The organism is Nocardia sp. NPDC051321, assembly GCF_044455225.1.
Classification (GTDB): domain Bacteria; phylum Actinomycetota; class Actinomycetes; order Mycobacteriales; family Mycobacteriaceae; genus Nocardia.
Genome location: NZ_JBITEM010000011.1, coordinates 362,865 through 380,972, shown reverse-complemented (window position 1 = coordinate 380,972; position 18,108 = coordinate 362,865). Strand labels below are relative to the sequence as shown.

Sequence of the window (18,108 nt, the reverse complement as noted above, 5' to 3'; positions counted from 1 at the left end):
GTGGTGTGAGGTGGGGAGTGATCATTCCAGTTGCGCAGCTACGCAGCACCCCCATGGCCTGGAGGCTCGAGCCTGGAGCCTGCTGGAGCGATTGCCCTGATGAAGCACCGGCGTCTGATGCGCACGATGTACGGACTCGCTCAGGATAGCTGCCCATTGCGAATCTCGGCAAGCCAGACGCGCCGTCGCGGCGCGAGTGGTCGGACAAGGTGGCGGTAGCGGAGGGTAACCGAGGGGTGCCGAGGGAGCGCCGCAGCTCAAACACAGTCGGTCAGGACTCCGTCGGCCAGTCCCGGTTCGACCACCCGCAACCCGTCCATGACCGCGAGTTCACGGAGTTCGGCAGGGAATTCGCCGGTGCTCAAGGCCAAAACGGTGGGGCCTGCCCCCGAAACGGCGGCCGCGATGCCCGCCGCGCGCAGCCGGGAGATCCAGGTGGTTGTCAGCGGTAGCGCGGGCGCACGCTGGGCCTGGTGCAGCCGGTCGGCCGTCGCGGGCATCAGCAGGTCGGGACGCTGGGTCAGCGCCACCACCGCGAGCGCGGCCCGGCTGACGTTGAACGCGGCGTCGCCGTGCGGCACCACCTCGGGCAGCAAACCCCTGGTGTGCGCGGTAGCCGAGCGTTCTTCCGGAATGAGCACAAAGGCCCGCAGCGACGGATGCGGGTCAAGCCGCACGGCCCGGTAGACCCGGCCGTGATGCTCGGCCACCGGAACGCCGTCCTGGCCGATGTCGGCGGCCCGGTCGGTCTCGGTCCAGGACACCACGATGCCGCCGAGCACGCTGGCCGCCGCGTTGTCCGGATGACCCTCGAATTCCGCTGCGAGCTGCACCAATTGGTCGGTGGACACGGCCAGCGCCGGATCGAACTTCGCCGCGATGGCACAGCCCGCGGCCAGCCCGCCGACCACCGCCGAGGCCGAGGAGCCGAGCCCGCGCGAGTGCGGAATCACGTTGCGGCACACCACATCGAGGCCGTCAGCCCAGACGCCCGCCGATTCGAGTCCGCGCTCGATCGCGCGCACCACGAGATGTGAAGGGCCCCAGGGGACATCGTCGGCGCCCTCACCCTCGACCCGGATGGTGAGCCCGGAATCGGTAGTGCGCACCTCGATCTCGTCGTAGATCCCCAATGCCATACCGAGCGAATCGAACCCGGGACCGAGGTTCGCGGTGGACGCGGGCACCCGCGCGATTACCGAAAGGCCTGCGGGCAAAGTGCGATTCACGCTCGCGTTCCGCGAGCGCACCGATAACTGGCCTTCGCGCGAGGTCAACTCAGGCCAGCTCTAGTTCGGCGGCGACCGCGACCGGGTCGACCGGAATCGCCTGCACCTGCGGCATTCCCAGCAGCGCGGTGTCGGGATCCTTGAGCCCGTTGCCGGTGACGGTGCACACGACGGTCAGGCCCGAATCCAGCCAGCCCTCCTGGTGCGCGGCGAGCAGGCCCGCGACGCTGGCCGCCGACGCTGGCTCGACGAACACGCCCTCGCGTGCCGCGACCAGGCGATAGGCCGCAAGGATCTCGTCGTCGGTGGCCGCGCGGAACGCGCCACCGGACTCCTCCTTGGCCGCCATCGCGCCGTTCCAGGACGCGGGCGCGCCGATCCGGATGGCCGTCGCGATGGTCTCCGGGTTGCTCACCGGGGCACCGTTGACCAGCGGCGCGGCGCCCGCGGCCTGCACGCCGAGCATGCGCGGCAGCTGGGTGGTGATGCCGTCGGCGTAGTACTCGCGGTAGCCACGCCAGTACGCGGTGATGTTGCCCGCGTTGCCCACCGGCAGCGCGTGCACGTCGGGGGCCTTGCCGAGCACGTCGCAGATCTCGAACGAGGCGGTCTTCTGCCCCTCGATGCGGGCCGGGTTCACCGAGTTGACCAGGCCGATGCTGGGAAAGTCCGAGGTGACCTTGCGGGCGAGTTCCAGACAGTCGTCGAAGTTGCCGTCCACCTGAATGATCTTGGCGCCGAGCATCACCGCCTGGGCCAGCTTGCCCATCGCGATCTTGCCCTGCGGGATCAGCACGGCACAGGTCATGCCAGCGCGGGTCGCGTAGGCCGCGGCCGATGCCGAGGTGTTGCCGGTGGACGCGCAGAGCACCGCCTGCTGACCCTGGTACTTGGCGTCGGTGATCGCGACCGTCATCCCGCGGTCCTTGAACGAACCGGTCGGGTTCAGCCCCTCGACCTTGAGATAAACGTCACACCCGGTCAATTCGGACAGGTGCGGCGCGGGCACCAGCGGCGTTCCACCCTCGTACAGAGTGACCGGGTCCCACTCGGCCGCGCCCGCGATCCGATCGCGGTAGGCCGCGATCAGACCGGGCCAGCGGGAGTGCACTCCGGCTTGCGGCGCCACGCCGGCGCTGACCCACCCCGCCGTCTGCCGACCACTGGACGTACTCATTCTTCGGTGCCTTCCAATCGCAGAACACTGGTGATTGATGTGACGGATTCCATCTCGCCGAGGGCGGCGACGGTGTCCGCGAGCGCAGATTCCACGGCGTGGTGGGTAACCACGACCAAGCGAGCACCCGTGCCGTGCCCCTCTTGGCGGACGGTCGAAATGCTTACCCCGTGCTTGGCGAATTCGCCCGCCACTGCGGCAAGTACCCCGGGACGGTCTGCCACCTGCAGGTTCACGTGATAGCGGGTGGGCGTATCGCCGATCGGCGCGATCGGTAGCTCAGCATAAACCGATTCGCCGGGAGCGCGGCCACCGTAGAACTTGTTGCGCGCGGCCATCACCAGATCGCCGAGCACCGCGGAGGCGGTCGGCGCGCCGCCCGCACCCTGTCCGTAGAACATCAGCCGCCCGGCGTTCTCCGCCTCGACGACCACCGCGTTGAACGCGCCGCTCACCGCGGCCAGCGGATGCTTGCGCGGCACCAGGGCCGGGTAAACGCGCACCGAAACGCGATCCTTGCCGCCTTCGGCCACGCTCGGCTCGCCCGGTCCGGCGGGCACCCGCTCGCAGATGGCGAGCAGCTTGACCGTGCAGTTCAGCGCGGAGGCGGTCTCCAGATCCTCGGAGCTGATCTTGGAGATGCCCTCGCGGTACACGTCGGCCGCGGTGACCCGGGTGTGGAACGCGAGCGAGGCGAGGATCGCGGCCTTGGCTGCGGCGTCGTAGCCCTCCACGTCGGCGGTCGGATCGGCCTCCGCGTAGCCGAGGCGGGTGGCCTCCTTCAGCGTGACCTCGTAGTCGGCGCCGGTCTCGTCCATCGCGGAGAGGATGAAGTTGGTGGTGCCGTTGACGATGCCGACCACCCGGTTGACCCGGTCACCGGCCAGCGACTGGATGAGCGGCCGGACCACCGGGATGGCGCCGGCCACCGCGGCCTCGAAGTAGAGATCGGCGCGGCTGCGTTCGGCGGCTGCCGCGAGTTCGCCGGTGTAGTCGGCCAGCAGCGCCTTGTTCGCGGTCACCACGGATTTGCCGGCGTTCAACGCGGCCAGGATCAGCCGGCGCGGCGGGTCGATGCCGCCGATCACCTCGACCACCAGGTCCACGTCGTCGCGGGCGACCAGGGCGTCGGCGTCGGTGGTCAGCAGGTGCGGTGGCAGGCCGCGATCGTTGTCGAGATTGCGGACCGCGACGCCGCGCAGCACCAGCGGCGCACCGACCCGGGACCGCATGTCTTCGGAATGTTCGCGCAGTATCCGCACGACCTCCGTGCCCACATTGCCCATGCCCAGGACGGCGACGCCGATCGGTTGATCTCTCCCCCAGGTCTGGTTGGCATTCGTCATGATTCAACCTCCAAGCTGAGCAAGTCCGCCACCGTTTCTCGGCGCAGGATGAGTCGCGGTTGTCCGTCACGCACCGCGACCACCGCGGGGCGGGTCAGCTGGTTGTATCGGCTGGACATCGAATAGCAGTACGCACCGGTCGCGGCGACGGCGACGAGATCGCCGGGGCCGACGTCCTCGGGCATCCAGGTATCGCGGATGACGATATCGCCACTCTCGCAATGCTTTCCGACGACGCGCGCGACCACGGCGGCGGCCTCGGAGGAGCGGGAGACCAGGCGGCAGTCGTAGTCCGCCTGATACAGCGCCGGGCGGATATTGTCGCTCATGCCGCCGTCGACGCTGACGTAGCGCCTGCGCAGGCCGCCGTCGAGCGAGACGTCCTTGATGGTGCCGACCTCGTACAGGGTGACCGTGCCGGGCCCGGCGATGGCGCGGCCGGGCTCCACCGCGATCTTCGGCTGCGGCAGGCCGATGGCGGCCGCCTCGGCGGCGACCAGGTCGCGCACCTTCGCGGCGAAGTCGTCCAGCGGCGGCGGGTCATCGCTCGGCAAGTACGAAATACCAAGCCCGCCACCGAGATCCAGCGTGGATATCTGCGCGGTGCGGTCGACGCCGAACTTCTCGATGGCGTCGTGCAGCAACCGCAGCATGCGGCGCGCGGCGATCTCGAAGCCGTCGATCTCGAAGATCTGCGAGCCGATGTGGCTGTGCAGGCCGACCAGGCGCAGGTTGTCCGCGTCGAAAACCCGCGCGAGCGCCTCCATTGCATCACCGCCGGCGATCGAGAAGCCGAACTTCTGATCCTCGTGCGCGGTCGAAATATATTCGTGCGTATGGGCTTCCACGCCGACCGTGACCCGGACCAGCACGTCCTGCACCACCCCGGCGCGGCCCGCGATGGCCTCTAGTCGCTCGATCTCGATCAGCGAATCGACTACCACGTGGCCGACACCGGCGGCGACGGCCGCTTCCAGCTCGGGCGCCGATTTGTTGTTGCCGTGCAACGCGATTCGCTCAGCCGGGAAGTCCGCGTGCAAGGCCACCGCAAGCTCGCCGCCGGAGCACACGTCCAGCGACAGGCCCTCGTCGCGGATCCAGCGCGCGATCTCGCCGCACAGAAAAGCCTTGGACGCGTAGTGAACTCGCGCGTCCGGGCCGAACGCGCGGACCATGTCGCGGCAGCGGGAACGGAAATCGTCCTCATCGATCACGAACAGCGGAGTGCCGAATTCGGCGGCCAGCTCGTGCACCGGCACACCGGCCAACCGGACCACGCCGTCGGCGTCGCGGGCGGCGTTGCGCGGCCAGACATTCGCGGGCAGATCGATCATCTGCTGCGGGTCACGGGGACGCTCCGGCAGATTAGGTGCGTGCGGAATCTCGGCATGCCGAGGCCCCGCGGGATGCGCACTCATGACAATTCCTCCCTGGCGCTCGTCTGAAAGTCCTTGTGCCCGTTCACATGCGCTCCGGTGCGCTGACGCCGAGCAGGGCGAGGCCGTTCGCGAGGACCTGACGGGTCGCGTTGACCATCACCAAGCGCGCGGCATTGGTCGGGCTGACGGGCTCGTCCCCGAGGGGCAGCACGCGCAGGTTCTTGTTGGTCTGGAAGCGGTGGTAGGTACCGGCCAGTTCCTCCAGGTAGCGGGCGACCCGGTGCGGCTCGCGCAGGGCGGCGGCACTGCTCACCACCCTGGGGTACTCGCCGAGGGTGCGAATCAGCTCGCCCTCCTCGTCGGAGGTCAGCAGCGCGAGATCCGGTGTCACCTTGTCGTATTCGAGCTCGGCGGCATTGCGCGCGATCGACGCGGTCCGCGCGTGCGCGTATTGCACGTAGTAGACCGGGTTTTCGCTGCTCTGGCTGGTCCACAGATCGAGGTCGATGTCGATGCTCGAATTCACCGAGGACCGAACCAGCACATAGCGTCCAGCGTCGACGCCGATCGCGTCGACCAAATCCTCGAGGGTGACCACGGTGCCAGCACGTTTGCTCATTTTCACGGCGACACCGTCTTTGAGCAGATTCACCATCTGCCCGATCAGCACCTCGACGGTGGCCGGATCATCGCCGGAAACCGAGGCGATCGCCTTCAACCGACCGATATAGCCGTGATGGTCGGCGCCGAGCATATAAATGCACAGATCGAATCCGCGATCCCGCTTGTTCTGGAAGTAGGCGATATCGCCGGCGACATAAGCGGGCTTGCCGTCGCTTTTGATGACAACGCGATCCTGATCGTCCCCGTATTCGGAACTCGCGATCCACCAGGCGCCGTCTTTTTCGTAAAGGTCGCCGGAACCCTTCAGCTTCGCGACGGCCCGCTCTACCGCACCGGATTCGAACAGCGAGCTCTCGTTGAAGAACACGTCGAAGTCCGTGCCGAACTCGTGCAGCGACTGCCGGATCTGCGCGAACATCAGCTCGACGCCCTCGGCGCGGAACAGCTCCTGCCGCTCGTCCTCGGGCAGCGCGGGCGCCTGCGGATGCGCGGCCACGATCGTGCTCGCGATCTCGCCGATGTAGGCACCCGCGTAACCGTCGTCCGGGGTCGGCGCGCCGGTGGCCGCCGCGACCAGCGACCTGGCGAACCGCTCGATCTGCGCGCCGTGATCGTTGAAGTAGTACTCGCGCACCACGTCGGCGCCCTGCGTGGCCAGGATCCGGCCGAGCGCGTCGCCTGCCGCGGCCCATCGGGTGCCGCCGAGATGCACCGGCCCGGTTGGGTTGGCCGAGACGAACTCCAGGTTGATCCGGGTGCCCTTCAGCGCCTCCGAGCTGCCGTACCCGGCGCCGGCGGCGAGCACCTGCTCCAGGATCGCGCCCTGCGCGGACGCGGCGAGCCGGATGTTCAGGAAGCCGGGCCCGGCCACCTCGGCGGAGGCCACCTCGTCGGCCGCGCTCAGTGCGTCGGCGAGCCAGGTCGCCAGATCGCGCGGATTCGCGCCTGCCTTTTTCGCGACCTTCATCGCCACATTCGTGGCATAGTCACCGTGTTCGGGGTTGCGGGGGCGCTCGACAGTGACCTCGTCGGGCAGGACCGCGGGGTCCAGTCCGCGTTCGACAAGCACCTTCGCCGCAGTGGTGCGAAGGAGATCTGCAAGGTCAGCTGGAGTCACGAGTCTCTATCCTATGGTCTTGGCGGGTGTACACCTCGAGTGGGCACTGCGCCGGAACCGTCCGCAAGTCACGCCCACCCTGCGGATCCATCACATCGAGAGAGCACAACGAGCGATGCCGAGTAGTCCCAGCGCCAAATCGGTCAAGGCCGCCGCCAAATTGTCCGGGTCCCGCAAAGGGGGCGGGCGCGGGCAACTGCCGCAGAAGAATCGTCAGATTCCCTGGTTGGCCATCGGCGCGGCCGTAGTCATCATCGCATTGATCGGCGCACTCGCCTACAGCCTGGTACCCAAGTACCAGGAAAAGGCGGACCTGGAGAAGTTCACGCCCAGCGCGGAACGCAAGGACCCCTCCGATGCGATCCCCGGCGTGGTCAAGAAGGAATACCCGGCCGGGCTGCATATCGGCCCGACCCAGCGGGTGGCCTACGACCAGAGCCCCGCGTTCGGCGGACCGCACGACGCTTCCTGGGCCACCTGCACCGGCGTGGTGTACGACAAGCCGATCCGGATGGAGAACGCGGTGCACTCGCTCGAGCACGGCGCGGTGTGGATCGCCTACAACCCGGACAAGGTGGACGCGGCCGGCATCGACTCGCTGAAGAGCAAGGTGCAGGGCAAGCCGTACTCGTTGATGTCGCCGTATCCCGGCCTGGACCATGCGGTTTCGCTGCAATCGTGGGGACATCAGCTGAAGCTGGACAGCGCCTCCGACGCGCGCGTCGGCCAATTCATCACGGCGCTGCGCCTGAACAACTACGCCTACCCCGAGGTCGGCGCGGACTGCTCGACGATCGCCTTCGACACCGACAATCCGCCGCCGTTCGACCCGACACCGCCCGGACCCGGCGCGGTGCCGATGGACGGCAAGGGCCTGCAGCAGGATCAGGGTGAGGTCGGCGGGATGCCCGGTGGGCTGCCCGGCGTGCCCGGAGTTCCTGGCCTGCCCGGCGCGCCCGCGCCGAACCAGCAAGCGCCGCGACCCGTACCGAACCCGGCCCAGCCCGCGCCGGGCCAGCCGCAGCCGAGCCGGTAGTGACCACCGAGATAGAGCCGGATTCCACCGAATCCCGCCTCGGCGCCCAGGTGCGCAGGCAAAGCACCGCGCTGCTGATCCTCGGCGTGCTCGGCGCCATCCTGATCGGTGTCGCCATCGGCACGCTGATCCGGCTGCCGCTGAACAACTCGTCCGAGCCGGATCCCGGCGCGGTGGACGTCGGCTTCACCCAGGACATGTCGGCCCATCACGCGCAGGCCGTCGAGATGGCAGGCGTGGTGCTGGTCCGTTCCACCGACACCGACGTGCGTCGCCTCGCCTACGACATCATGACCACCCAGCAGAACCAGGTCGGCCGGATGCAGGGCTGGCTGCAGCTGTGGGGCAAACCCGCGCAGAGCATCGACGGTTATATGGGTTGGATGAATGACCAGCCCGGCGGCCACGGCCATACCGGCGCGACCCAGACCATGTCCGGGCCCATGCAGACCATGCCGGGCATGGCCACGCCCGCCGATCTCGCCGCGCTGCGCCAAGCCGCCGGCCCGCAGCTCGACACCCTCTTCCTGCAACTCATGCTGCGCCACCACCAGGGCGGCCTCCCGATGATCGAGTACGCGGCCACGCACGCCGAAACCACGGCCGTGCGCACCCTCGCCGACACCATGGACAAAACCCAGCGCGGCGAAGCCGAACTCATCACCACCATGCTCACCACACGCGGCGCTACACCCCTGCCCCCGAACTGACCCGAACCGCCGCCCCCGACAACCCTTTTTGGCTCCCGGCGGCCGATGCGATACGCTTTCCCCGCCCGATCGGCGGCGATACCCGCCCCGACCGAGTCCTATCCCGCCCTCGTAGCTCAGGGGATAGAGCGTCTGCCTCCGGAGCAGAAGGCCGCAGGTTCGATTCCTGCCGAGGGCACAGTGCAAAGGGCCCCCGATCCGCATTCGCGGTCGGGGGCCCTTTGTGTTCGGGTCTCGAGGTCAGGCGCAGCTGACTTGGAAAGTCGCGGTCTGGGTGGCGGCTGGGATGACGTCCACCTTGACGGAGGTCGTGCTCTTCGGCTCGCAGCCGGACGCCGACGTGAACTGAGCCAGGTAGCAACCCGGAGCCAGGTTCGTGGTGGCGCTGCCGTCCGGACCGGTGGTCAGCGTGGCGAGCATCGGCCCTGCCGCGCACGTGGTGATCCCGACCAGTACGCCCGCGACGGCCGCCGATTCGGCGCCGGTTGTCGCGGCCTGCACCCGCAGTGCGCCCTGCCCGGCGGGCATCGGATCGGCCCCCGCGGTTCCCGCGCTCTGCGCGACCGCCAGCAGCCCGACACCTAGCACGGACATAACGAACAGCCTGCGCATCCGAATCTCCTTCTGCACGAATGAAGATGGGCGATAATCCCACACCAAGCCAATATAGGCGCCCGCCGACGCAACGTCGCCGTACACCCGTGCCGTTTCCACGGACCGCGTCGGCTTTTCGCTCGCTCGGCATCCCGGTTGCCGTAATCTTCGGGTGAGCCGAGGGGGGCTGACGGAGGACGAGACGATGACTTTTCCGCCGGGCGGGCAGCCGCCGCAGCAAGGACCGCAGTATCCCACCGAATATCCGCCGCCGACGGGCTACCCGCAAGGCGGCTATGCGTCACCGCCGCCCGCCCGTCAGCCGTCGCGCAAGAGCAAGATCGCCCTCATCATCGGACTGGTGGCCGTGGTGCTGCTCGCGCTCGGCGGCGTTGTGGTGCTCGGGGCGGTGTTGACCGCGCAGGGGAAGGGACCGCTCGCCTCCGACAGCAAGCGGATCGAGGTGGCGGTGCACGACTTCTACGACACGCTGCAGGCCAAGGGATTCCGGGCGGCCGCGGCCAAGGCGTGCGAGGCGGATCGGGCCGAGTTCGACGCGCTGCCCGAGGAACAGAAACAGGAATTCGAGTCGGCGACGGTCGCGGTGACCATCGATAAGATCGAAAACATCGTGATCACCGGCGAAACCGCGACCGCGCACATCGTCGGAAAACTCACCCTCGAGGTACCGGGTCAGGCACCCGACACCGACACGAGCACCACCGAACACCTGAAGAAGGAAGACGGGAAGTGGAAGGTCTGCTCCGGGGGCTCGGGCAAGAATTGACGCCACCCCCACGCGCATGAACCGGCGAGCCATCGGTCAGTCGTGCTGCGGGCCGTCTCGGCGGACCGTGCTCGGCGCCCTCGGTTACGCGGCGCTGCTGCCGTTGGCGCGGGCGGGTTCGGCTCGGGCACAACCGAATCCGCTGATCGCAATCGCAACCGATCTCGAGGTGGTCACGATCACCGACCGGTCGGTGATCGTGACCTGGACAACGGTGGCACCCGATCCGGCCGCACGGCTGGTGCCGGTGGATGCCGACACGGAACTGCGCCTGGCCCCGGCGGATTCGGTCCGCGCGCCCGTTCCGGTGCACGCCGATCCCCAACCGACCCCGTTCCACTACGCCGAATTCAACGACCTGGAACCCGGCCGCACCTACCGTTTCGAGGCTTGGTCCAACGGCGTGCGCGCGATCCCCGCGCTCTCGCTGACCACGCTCAGCCCCGGAACGCCCGAATGCACCGGCGAATTCACCACTTTGGTGCCGCCGCCGGGCCGGCTACTGCACACCCTCGCCCTCGCCAACGACGTGCACTACGGCGAAGAAGTCAGCGGCCTGATCGTCGACGGCCTGCCACCCGGCGTCCGGCAAGACGTGCCACCGTATCCCGAGGTGATGCTGGCCGCCATGCTCGACGATCTGCGCCGCCCCGACCGGGCTGCCGAGCGACTACTCATCGCGGGCGACCTGACCAGCGAAGCGTCCCTGGCAGATTCGCGCGACGTACGCGCGCGACTCGACACCTGGGGGACGTTGGGCAGCGACTATTTCGTCGTACGCGGCAACCACGATCGCCCACATACCGGCCCGGACTACGCCGGCTGTCCGCCCGCCCCCGCCGACCACCACGACTGCTGGGCCGAGGCGTTCCTGCCGCGCCAGCAGTTGATCGAGAACGAATTCGGCGGCCTGCGACTGTTCGGCCTGGACACCAGCGAGCTCGACGGTTCCGGTGGCACCATCGACCGCCCCCAATTCGACCTGCTCGCCGAGCGACTGCGCGCCGACCCCGACCGCCCGACCCTGGTCTTCGGCCATCACCCGGTCACCGTCGAATCGGGCCTGACCAATCTCGCGGGACCCGGCTTCGTCCTCAACGGCCGCGACAGCGCCGAACTGCAATCCCTGTACGAACGCTCCCCCGGTGTCTTCCTCCAGCACAGCGGCCATACCCACCGTAATCGGCGCACCCGCCCCGACACCGCGTGCGCCGTCGAATTCCTGGAAGTCGCCGCGGTGAAGGAATACCCGGGCGGCTACAGCCTGCTTCGTCTTTACGAGGGCGGCTACCTGCTCAACTTCTACAAAACCCGCACCGAGGCCGCCCGCCGCTGGAGCGCGACCAGCAGAGCCGAATACTTCGGCCTGCTCCCGGATTACACCCTCGGCACCACGGCGGATCGCAATCACGTTGTGCTGCGCGATTTCTCGGGGCTCGGCTGACCGGTCCGGAGTTCCGGCAACACCAAGGCAGTGCCGATCACATCCGCGCAGGTCGGACCCGGTATGTTCACTTAGGTAAGCCTCATCCACCTGAGGAAATCGCCGCGAAAGGACCGAACTGATGCCCGTCGGATGGAAAACGATCTCCGGAGTACTGGCCGTCACCGTCGCGGCGCTCAGCCTTCAGGCATGCTCGAATTCGTCCGACGACGCGAAAGAAATCACGGTCTACAACGCGCAGCACGAATCGCTCACCAAAGAATGGGCGAGCGCGTTCACCAAGGAGACCGGCATCAAGGTCACGCTCCGGCAGGGCGGCGACACCGATCTCGGCAATCAACTCGTCGCCGAGGGCGCTGCCTCGCCCGCCGACGTCTTCCTCACCGAGAATTCCCCCGCGATGGCGCTTGTCGAAAACGCGGGCCTTTTCGCCGACCTGGACAAGCCGACGCTGGACCGGGTGCCCGCGCAGTTCCGCCCGTCCACCGGCAAGTGGACCGGAGTGGCCGCGCGCTCAACGGTTTTCGTCTACAACAAGGACAAGCTGGCCGCCGACCAACTGCCCGCCTCGCTGCTCGATCTCGCGCAGCCGCAGTGGAAGGGCCGCTGGGGTGCGGGCGTGTCCGGCGCCGACTTCCAGGCCATCGTGGCCGCCTTGCTCGCGCTCAAGGGCGAGGACACCACCCGCGCCTGGCTGAAGGGGATGAAGGACAACGCGACCGCCTTCCAGAACAACGTGGTCACCATGAAGGCGGTCGATGCGGGCAGCCCCGACGGCGGCGTGATCTACCACTACTACTGGTACCGCGATCAGGCCAAGACCAAGGAGAGCAGCAGCCACACCGCACTGCACTACTTCAAGCAGCAGGATCCCGGCGCCTTCGTCAGCGTTTCCGGTGGCGGCGTGCTGAAGTCGAGCAAGAAGCAGGAATCGGCGCAGAAGTTCCTGGCGTTCATCACCGGCAAGGCGGGCCAGCAGGTGCTGCGCGACGGCGATTCGCTGGAATACCCGGTCGCCAGCGATATAGCCGCCAACCCGGCGCTGCCGCCGCTGGCCGACCTGCAGGCACCGGCCGTTGACCCGTCCAAGCTCGACGCCAAGAAGGTCACCGCGCTGATGACCGAGGCAGGTCTGCTCTGACCGTGGCCCTGCGGACCGCTCTCGCCTCGTCCCGGGTGGGGCGACCGGGGCCGCTCGTCACGGCTATCGCCCTGCTGCTGGTGGCGGCGACGTTCGTGCCGCTCGGCTACATCGCGTCCGAGATCTTCGCCACCGGGCTGAGCCAGGCCGGCGAACTGGTGTTCCGGCCGAGAGTCGGTCAGCTGCTGCGCAATACGGTCGGCCTGGTGGTGTGCACCGTGCCGATCTGCGTGCTGCTCGGGGTCGGGCTCGCCTGGGTGGTCGAACGCACCGATGTACCCGGAAAGGCTTGGTGGGGGCCGCTATTCGTGGCGCCACTGGCCGTGCCAGCGTTCGTCAACAGCTATGCCTGGGTGAGCGTCTTCCCGGCCATGCACGGCCTGTCCGCCGGGGTGATCATCGCGACGGTGTCGTACTTCCCGCTGGTTTATCTGCCCGCCGCCGCCACGCTGCGCCGCCTCGACCCCGCGGTGGAGGAATCCGCGCGGGCACTCGGATCGGGCCCGGTGGCGGTGTTCGTGCGAATCGTGTTGCCGCAGTTGCGGTTGGCCATTCTGGGTGGTGGGCTGCTCATCGCCCTGCACCTGCTCGCGGAGTACGGCGCCTTCGTGATGGTCCGCTTCGACACCTTCACCACCGCGATCTTCGAGCAGTATCAGTCCAGTTTCGCGGGCCCGGCGGGCAGCATGCTGGCGGGCGTGCTCGTGGTCTGCTGCCTGGTGCTGCTGTCGGGTGAGGCCGCGGTGCGCGGCAACGCTCGCTACGCCAGGATCGGCAGCGGCGCGGCACGGGAGCCGACGCGGATCCGGCTGGGGGCCACCGCGATTCCGGTGCTCGCCGCGCTCACCCTGGTGGCGGTCGGCGCGCTCGGCGTTCCGCTGTGGACCATCGGGCGCTGGCTGCGCATCGGCGGCGCGCAGGTGTGGGACTTCACCGAGATCGGCCAGGCGCTCGGGCAGACCGTCGCGCTCGCCGCGATGGCCGCGTTGCTCACCACGCTGTGCGCCTTCCCGGTGGCCTGGATCGCGGTGCGGTCCACCTCGGTATTCGCTCGAATGGTGGAGGGCGCCAACTACATCACCAGTTCGCTGCCCGGCATCGTCATCGCGCTGGCCATGGTGACGGTGACCATCCGCTTTGCCCCGCCGCTCTATCAGACGGTGGCCATGGTGGTCGCCGCCTATGTGCTGATGTTCATGCCGCGCGCGCTGGTCAGCGTGCGGGCGGGGCTCGCGCAGGTGCCGATCGGGCTGGAAGAGGCGTCCCGGTCGCTCGGCAAGTCCGGCCCGGTCACCTTCGTCCGAATAACCTTGCGGCTCACCGCTCCTGCCGCGGCGGCGGCCGGTGCGCTGGTCTTCGTCGCGGTCGCGACCGAGCTGACCGCCACCTTGCTGTTGGCGCCCATCGGAACTCGCACGCTGGCCATGCGATTCTGGTCGCTCTCCGGCGAATTGGACTACGCGGCCGCGGCGCCGTACGCCCTGATCATGATCGTCGCGGCGGTGCCCGTGACATATCTGCTGTTCACCCAGTCCAGGAAGGCGGCCGGACGATGAGTCAGCTGGTAGTCGACGATGTTTCGAAGACGTTCGGCCGTCACACGGTGCTCGGCGGGATCACCCTCGAGGTGCCGGACCGGACATCGACCGCGGTGGTCGGCGCCTCCGGCTGCGGCAAGACCACGCTGCTCCGGGTGATCGCCGGATTCGAGGCGCCGGATACCGGCTCGGTCATGATCGGCGCGGAAACCGTTGTCCGCGATCGTTTCTCGGTGCCACCGCAGCGGCGCAACATCGGTTACGTCGCCCAGGACGGCGCGCTGTTCCCGCATCTGACCGTCGGGCAGAACATCTCCTACGGGCTGCGCGGCGGACGACGCGATGGCAAGAACCGCGTCATCGGCCTGCTCGACATGGTCTCGCTTGGCCCTTCCTACGCCGAACGCCGCCCGCATCAACTCTCCGGCGGCCAGCAGCAGCGAGTCGCCTTGGCCCGCGCTTTGGCCCGCAAGCCCGACGTGATGCTGCTGGACGAGCCGTTCAGCGCGCTCGACGCCGGTCTGCGCGCCACCACCAGGCAGGCCGTCGCCGACACCCTGCGCGCCGCGGGCGTGACCAGCATTCTGGTCACTCACGATCAGGAAGAGGCGTTGTCCTTCGCCGAGCAGGTCGCGGTGATGCGCGACGGCCGGTTCACCCAGGTCGGTGTGCCCGAAAAGGTTTATGCCGCACCGAAGGACTTGTTCACCGCGCGCTTCCTCGGCGACTGTGTGCTGCTGGACGCGACGGTGGACGGCGCCGTGGCGACGTGCGCGCTCGGCCGGATCCCGGTGCAGCGGTCCGCGCCGACCGGCTCGGTCGCCTTGATGCTCCGCCCGGAACAGCTTGTCGCCCATGAGGTTTCCGAGGAGGAACCGAACAGCGGGGTAATCCGCGATGTCGAATTCCGCGGCGCCGACGTGCTTCTCACCATTGCACTGGATGGCCGGCCCGACGCGATACGGGTGCGCCGGGCCAGCGTCGCGGCGCCGAGCACGGGCCGGCGCGTACGGCTCGAGGTGCTCGGTCCGGCCATGGCGTATGCCAAACCGAGCGCCCGCACCGGAGGCGACCCTCGAACCCTGTTGGAGCGAGCGGCGGGAATTGAACCCGCGTAAACGGCTTTGCAGACCGTTGCCTCAACCACTCAGCCACGCCCGCCTCGTGATTGATAGTGCCGTGCGCGGACTCCCGGACACACCCTTGCGCTCACGCTGATTCGAAGCGCGCGGCCGCACTGTGATCCGAAGCCGCCCTGGATGTCCCCGAACCGTGCCCGCCCGCATGGAATGATCGGACCATGTCTCGGCCACGCCCGCTTCCGCTCGACCCGATCGAGGAGGCCCATCGCCAATGGGTCGGCCACGGCTGGGGTGAGGTGGCCGACGGTATGGCCGCGGTGACCTCGCTGGTGCGCGCCCAGCAAATCGTCATGGCGCGGGTCGATGAGGCGTTGAAACCGACCGGTTTGACCTTCTCCCGGTATGAACTGCTGATGCTGTTGAGCTTCAGCAAGACCGGCGCACTACCGATGGCGAAGGCCAGTGCGCGGCTGCAGGTGCATCCCACCAGCGTGACCAATACCGTCGACCGGCTGGAGGCGGCGAAGCTGGTCGAGCGGGTGCCGCACCCCACCGACCGGCGCGCGACCTTGATCGAGATCACCGATGCGGGAAGGGAATTGGTCGCGCAGGCGACCGAGGAACTGAACACGAAGGTCTTCGCGCTGCTCGGCCTCGCGCCGGATCGACTGCACACGCTGCTGCAGCTACTGGCGGAATTCCGACACGCCGCAGGCGACTTCGATACCGGCGACGAACAGGCGCGCTGGTCCACGACCTAGCCACAATAGGACGACCGTACTGGACGGTTCCATACACCCGCTGATTGACCAGGGGGTAACGGTCCGGCATCCAACTAGCGAATTTACCGGCCCGTTGTCTTGGCAGCGAGCACAAAAAGGTTCACCATGTAAACCATGGTGCTGGTCTTGGGGGTATCGGCGGGCGCTGGTGGCGCACGCGCGATGCTGACTCACTCCGATCAGCCACACCTCCCCCCGATCGACCGCTGCCAGGTGCCCCGACGCGCCGGCGGCGGCATCGAGGAACCCGTTTTCGAGGCCATCCGCCAGATGCGCGGCGCCGCCGATCGCCGCGACGAACTGGTCACCGGAACCGCCGTCACCTGCCGCTGCACCATGCACGCCGACGCCATCCGGACCGTCGCCGGCCGCAACCGCCTGACCATCGTCGACGAGCCGCTGGCCCAGCTGCGCTATCTCCGTTTCACCGGACAGTTACCGGACGACGGCTCGGTACTGCTCTACGACCTCGGCACCTCCGGCTTGACCATCACGCACGCCGACTGCCGCACCGACACCATCCTGGCGGGCAAACGCAGCACGGTGCTCGGCGGCGACGGCTACGACGCACTGCTGCGCTGGCAGCTCGCGCGCGGCGGCGTGCTCACCGACAAGCTGACCAGCCGCAAGCATCGCGAGGCGTTGAGCAGCGAGCGAGTGGTCACCGCGATCGACCCCATCTCCGGCGGCCGCGAGGTGGTCACCCGCAGTGACCTGGCGGAATTGTGTGCCGCGAGCATCCATCACTCGGCCTCGTTCGTGCGTCAGCTCATCGAGGAGAGCGGCGTGCAACCCGAGGCACTTGTGCTGCTCGGCGGCTGCACCCGCAACCCGAGCATCCGCGACGAACTCGCGGAGCTGATCGACCTGCCGATCATCTACGACTCGGAACCGGACTACGTCTCGGCCCGCGGCGCGGTATTGCTCGCGGCCGAACGGCACAGCGGCGACGTGCGGATGCCCCGTGCGCGGGCGGGCGCGGGGCTGTCCGCGTCGCTGGTGCACGGCCCGGTCGACCGCCGCAAGCTGATCGCCGCCGTCGCGGTGACCGCGGCCCTCGGCGCGACCATCGCGGGAATCCTTGCGATGGACCGGCCTTCGGCCGAACCGAGCCACGGCAACCCGTCGACATCGGTGGAGATCGTCGGGCCGTCGCCCGCGCATTTCGGCTAGCGCGCGAACTTTCCCCGGCTAAGTGGATAAGTATTCTGCCGGGGATTTCGCTCCGGCCGGATCAGCGGTTGGTGAATTTCGCGGGACGCTTCTCCACGAAGGCGGCCATGCCTTCCTTCTGATCTTCGATCGCGAAGAGCGAGTGGAACACTCGGCGTTCGAAACGCAGGCCCTCGGCGAGGGTGGTTTCGAAGGAACGGTTGACCGATTCCTTCGCAATCATGGTGACCGGCAACGACATCGACGCGATGGTCTCGGCGACCTCGAGCGCGGTATCGAGCAGCTCGGCGGCGGGCACGATGCGTGAAACCAGTCCGGCGCGCTCGGCCTCCTCCGCATCCATGTTGCGACCGGTGAGCACCAGGTCCATCGCCTTGGCCTTGCCGACCGCGCGGGTGAGCCGCTGCGAACCGCCGATGCCGGGGATGACGCCGAGCTTGATCTCCGGCTGCCCGAACTTCGCGGTGTCCGCCGCGATCAGGATGTCGCAGATCATTGCCAGTTCACAGCCGCCGCCGAGGGCGTAGCCCGCCACCGCGGCGATGGTCGGCTTGCGGAACTGGGCGAGCCGGTCCCAGCGCGCGAAGTAGTCGTTCAGGAACATGTCCATGTACGACTTCGGCTGCATCTCCTTGATGTCGGCGCCGGCCGCGAAGGCCCGCTCCGATCCGGTGATGACAACGGCCCCGACCTCGTCATCGCGCTCCAGCTCGTCGAGCGCGGCGATGACATCGTCGAGGACCTGGGCATTGAGTGCGTTGAGCGCCTTCGGGCGGTTCAGCGTGATCCAGCCGACCCGGCCCTTGCGCTCCAGCAGAATCGTCTCGAATTCGGGCCCACCCGCCGCCCGGCCGCCGCCCCTCACAGAATCGCTTCGCGATGCATTCATCTTCAGGCACCTTCTATGTCGGATGGTCAGGAATATCGGTGACGATACAGGAGGTAGATT

The 18,108-nt window shown here is 68.1% G+C and carries 16 protein-coding genes and 2 tRNA genes; 10 read left to right on the top strand and 8 right to left on the bottom strand.

The annotated features are described in order from the left end of the window. Window positions 1–257 precede the first annotated feature (257 nt). From thrB to argS, 5 genes are all read right to left on the bottom strand, one after another. Window positions 258–1,229 carry a homoserine kinase gene (gene thrB / locus ACIA8C_RS27660; RefSeq protein WP_397139576.1) on the bottom strand — a complete coding sequence of 324 codons (972 nt, stop codon included), beginning with the start codon at window positions 1,227–1,229 and terminating at the stop codon, window positions 258–260. A gap of 49 nt (window positions 1,230–1,278) precedes the next feature. Beyond that, complete coding sequence (gene thrC / locus ACIA8C_RS27655; protein WP_397139647.1) at window positions 1,279–2,340, bottom strand: threonine synthase; 1,062 nt, start codon at window positions 2,338–2,340, stop codon at window positions 1,279–1,281. 62 nt (window positions 2,341–2,402) lie between these two features. Further along, window positions 2,403–3,752, bottom strand: coding sequence for a homoserine dehydrogenase (locus ACIA8C_RS27650; RefSeq protein ID WP_397139574.1), 1,350 nt, complete (start codon window positions 3,750–3,752; stop codon window positions 2,403–2,405). Continuing rightward, window positions 3,749–5,170 carry a diaminopimelate decarboxylase gene (gene lysA, locus ACIA8C_RS27645; protein ID WP_397139572.1) on the bottom strand — a complete coding sequence of 474 codons (1,422 nt, stop codon included), beginning with the start codon at window positions 5,168–5,170 and terminating at the stop codon, window positions 3,749–3,751. Before lysA ends, ACIA8C_RS27650 begins: the two co-directional genes overlap by 4 nt. Before the next feature lie 43 nt (window positions 5,171–5,213). Next, entirely contained in the window at window positions 5,214–6,872 is a 1,659-nt protein-coding gene (gene argS / locus ACIA8C_RS27640) for an arginine--tRNA ligase (RefSeq protein WP_397139570.1), read from the bottom strand. Window positions 6,873–6,987: 115 nt separating this feature from the next. Between argS and ACIA8C_RS27635 the strand changes: the two genes are divergently transcribed. The 3 genes from ACIA8C_RS27635 (at window position 6,988) to ACIA8C_RS27625 (ending at window position 8,796) form a co-directional block, all read left to right on the top strand. Then, complete coding sequence (locus ACIA8C_RS27635) at window positions 6,988–7,908, top strand: DUF3105 domain-containing protein (RefSeq protein ID WP_397139568.1); 921 nt, start codon at window positions 6,988–6,990, stop codon at window positions 7,906–7,908. Then, window positions 7,908–8,618 carry a DUF305 domain-containing protein gene (locus tag ACIA8C_RS27630; protein ID WP_397139566.1) on the top strand — a complete coding sequence of 237 codons (711 nt, stop codon included), beginning with the start codon at window positions 7,908–7,910 and terminating at the stop codon, window positions 8,616–8,618. The genes ACIA8C_RS27635 and ACIA8C_RS27630 overlap by 1 nt, the downstream gene beginning before the upstream one ends. Window positions 8,619–8,723: 105 nt before the next feature. Further along, window positions 8,724–8,796, top strand: a tRNA-Arg gene (locus ACIA8C_RS27625). Window positions 8,797–8,858: 62 nt separating this feature from the next. Here the strand turns inward: ACIA8C_RS27625 and ACIA8C_RS27620 are convergent. Further along, entirely contained in the window at window positions 8,859–9,212 is a 354-nt protein-coding gene (locus ACIA8C_RS27620) for a hypothetical protein (protein ID WP_397139564.1), read from the bottom strand. Between the two features lie 205 nt (window positions 9,213–9,417). Between ACIA8C_RS27620 and ACIA8C_RS27615 the strand changes: the two genes are divergently transcribed. From ACIA8C_RS27615 to ACIA8C_RS27595, 5 genes are all read left to right on the top strand, one after another. Next, window positions 9,418–9,999, top strand: coding sequence for a hypothetical protein (locus ACIA8C_RS27615; protein WP_397139562.1), 582 nt, complete (start codon window positions 9,418–9,420; stop codon window positions 9,997–9,999). 16 nt (window positions 10,000–10,015) lie between these two features. Then, complete coding sequence (locus tag ACIA8C_RS27610) at window positions 10,016–11,443, top strand: metallophosphoesterase (protein WP_397139560.1); 1,428 nt, start codon at window positions 10,016–10,018, stop codon at window positions 11,441–11,443. Window positions 11,444–11,564: 121 nt separating this feature from the next. Continuing rightward, on the top strand, window positions 11,565–12,584 hold the full coding sequence (locus ACIA8C_RS27605) for an iron ABC transporter substrate-binding protein (protein WP_397139558.1): 1,020 nt from the start codon (window positions 11,565–11,567) through the stop codon (window positions 12,582–12,584). Beyond that, window positions 12,581–14,140 carry an ABC transporter permease gene (locus ACIA8C_RS27600; RefSeq protein ID WP_397139644.1) on the top strand — a complete coding sequence of 520 codons (1,560 nt, stop codon included), beginning with the start codon at window positions 12,581–12,583 and terminating at the stop codon, window positions 14,138–14,140. The genes ACIA8C_RS27605 and ACIA8C_RS27600 overlap by 4 nt, the downstream gene beginning before the upstream one ends. Beyond that, complete coding sequence (locus tag ACIA8C_RS27595) at window positions 14,137–15,240, top strand: ABC transporter ATP-binding protein (protein ID WP_397139556.1); 1,104 nt, start codon at window positions 14,137–14,139, stop codon at window positions 15,238–15,240. Before ACIA8C_RS27600 ends, ACIA8C_RS27595 begins: the two co-directional genes overlap by 4 nt. Here the strand turns inward: ACIA8C_RS27595 and ACIA8C_RS27590 are convergent. Next, window positions 15,209–15,283, bottom strand: a tRNA-Cys gene (locus tag ACIA8C_RS27590). The genes ACIA8C_RS27595 and ACIA8C_RS27590 overlap by 32 nt on opposite strands. 139 nt (window positions 15,284–15,422) lie before the next feature. On the opposite strand from ACIA8C_RS27590, the gene ACIA8C_RS27585 reads away from it, so the two are divergent. Both ACIA8C_RS27585 and ACIA8C_RS27580 read left to right on the top strand, forming a co-directional pair. After that, entirely contained in the window at window positions 15,423–15,965 is a 543-nt protein-coding gene (locus tag ACIA8C_RS27585) for a MarR family winged helix-turn-helix transcriptional regulator (protein WP_396995935.1), read from the top strand. Between the two features lie 135 nt (window positions 15,966–16,100). Beyond that, window positions 16,101–17,159 (top strand): Hsp70 family protein, encoded by a 1,059-nt coding sequence (locus ACIA8C_RS27580; protein ID WP_397139554.1) that lies wholly within the window; start codon window positions 16,101–16,103, stop codon window positions 17,157–17,159. A 61-nt stretch (window positions 17,160–17,220) separates the two neighbouring features. On the opposite strand, the gene ACIA8C_RS27575 is transcribed toward ACIA8C_RS27580, so the two are convergent. Next, window positions 17,221–18,048, bottom strand: a complete 828-nt coding sequence (locus ACIA8C_RS27575) for an enoyl-CoA hydratase (protein WP_397139552.1) — start codon at window positions 18,046–18,048, stop codon at window positions 17,221–17,223. Between the last annotated feature and the right edge of the window lie 60 nt (window positions 18,049–18,108).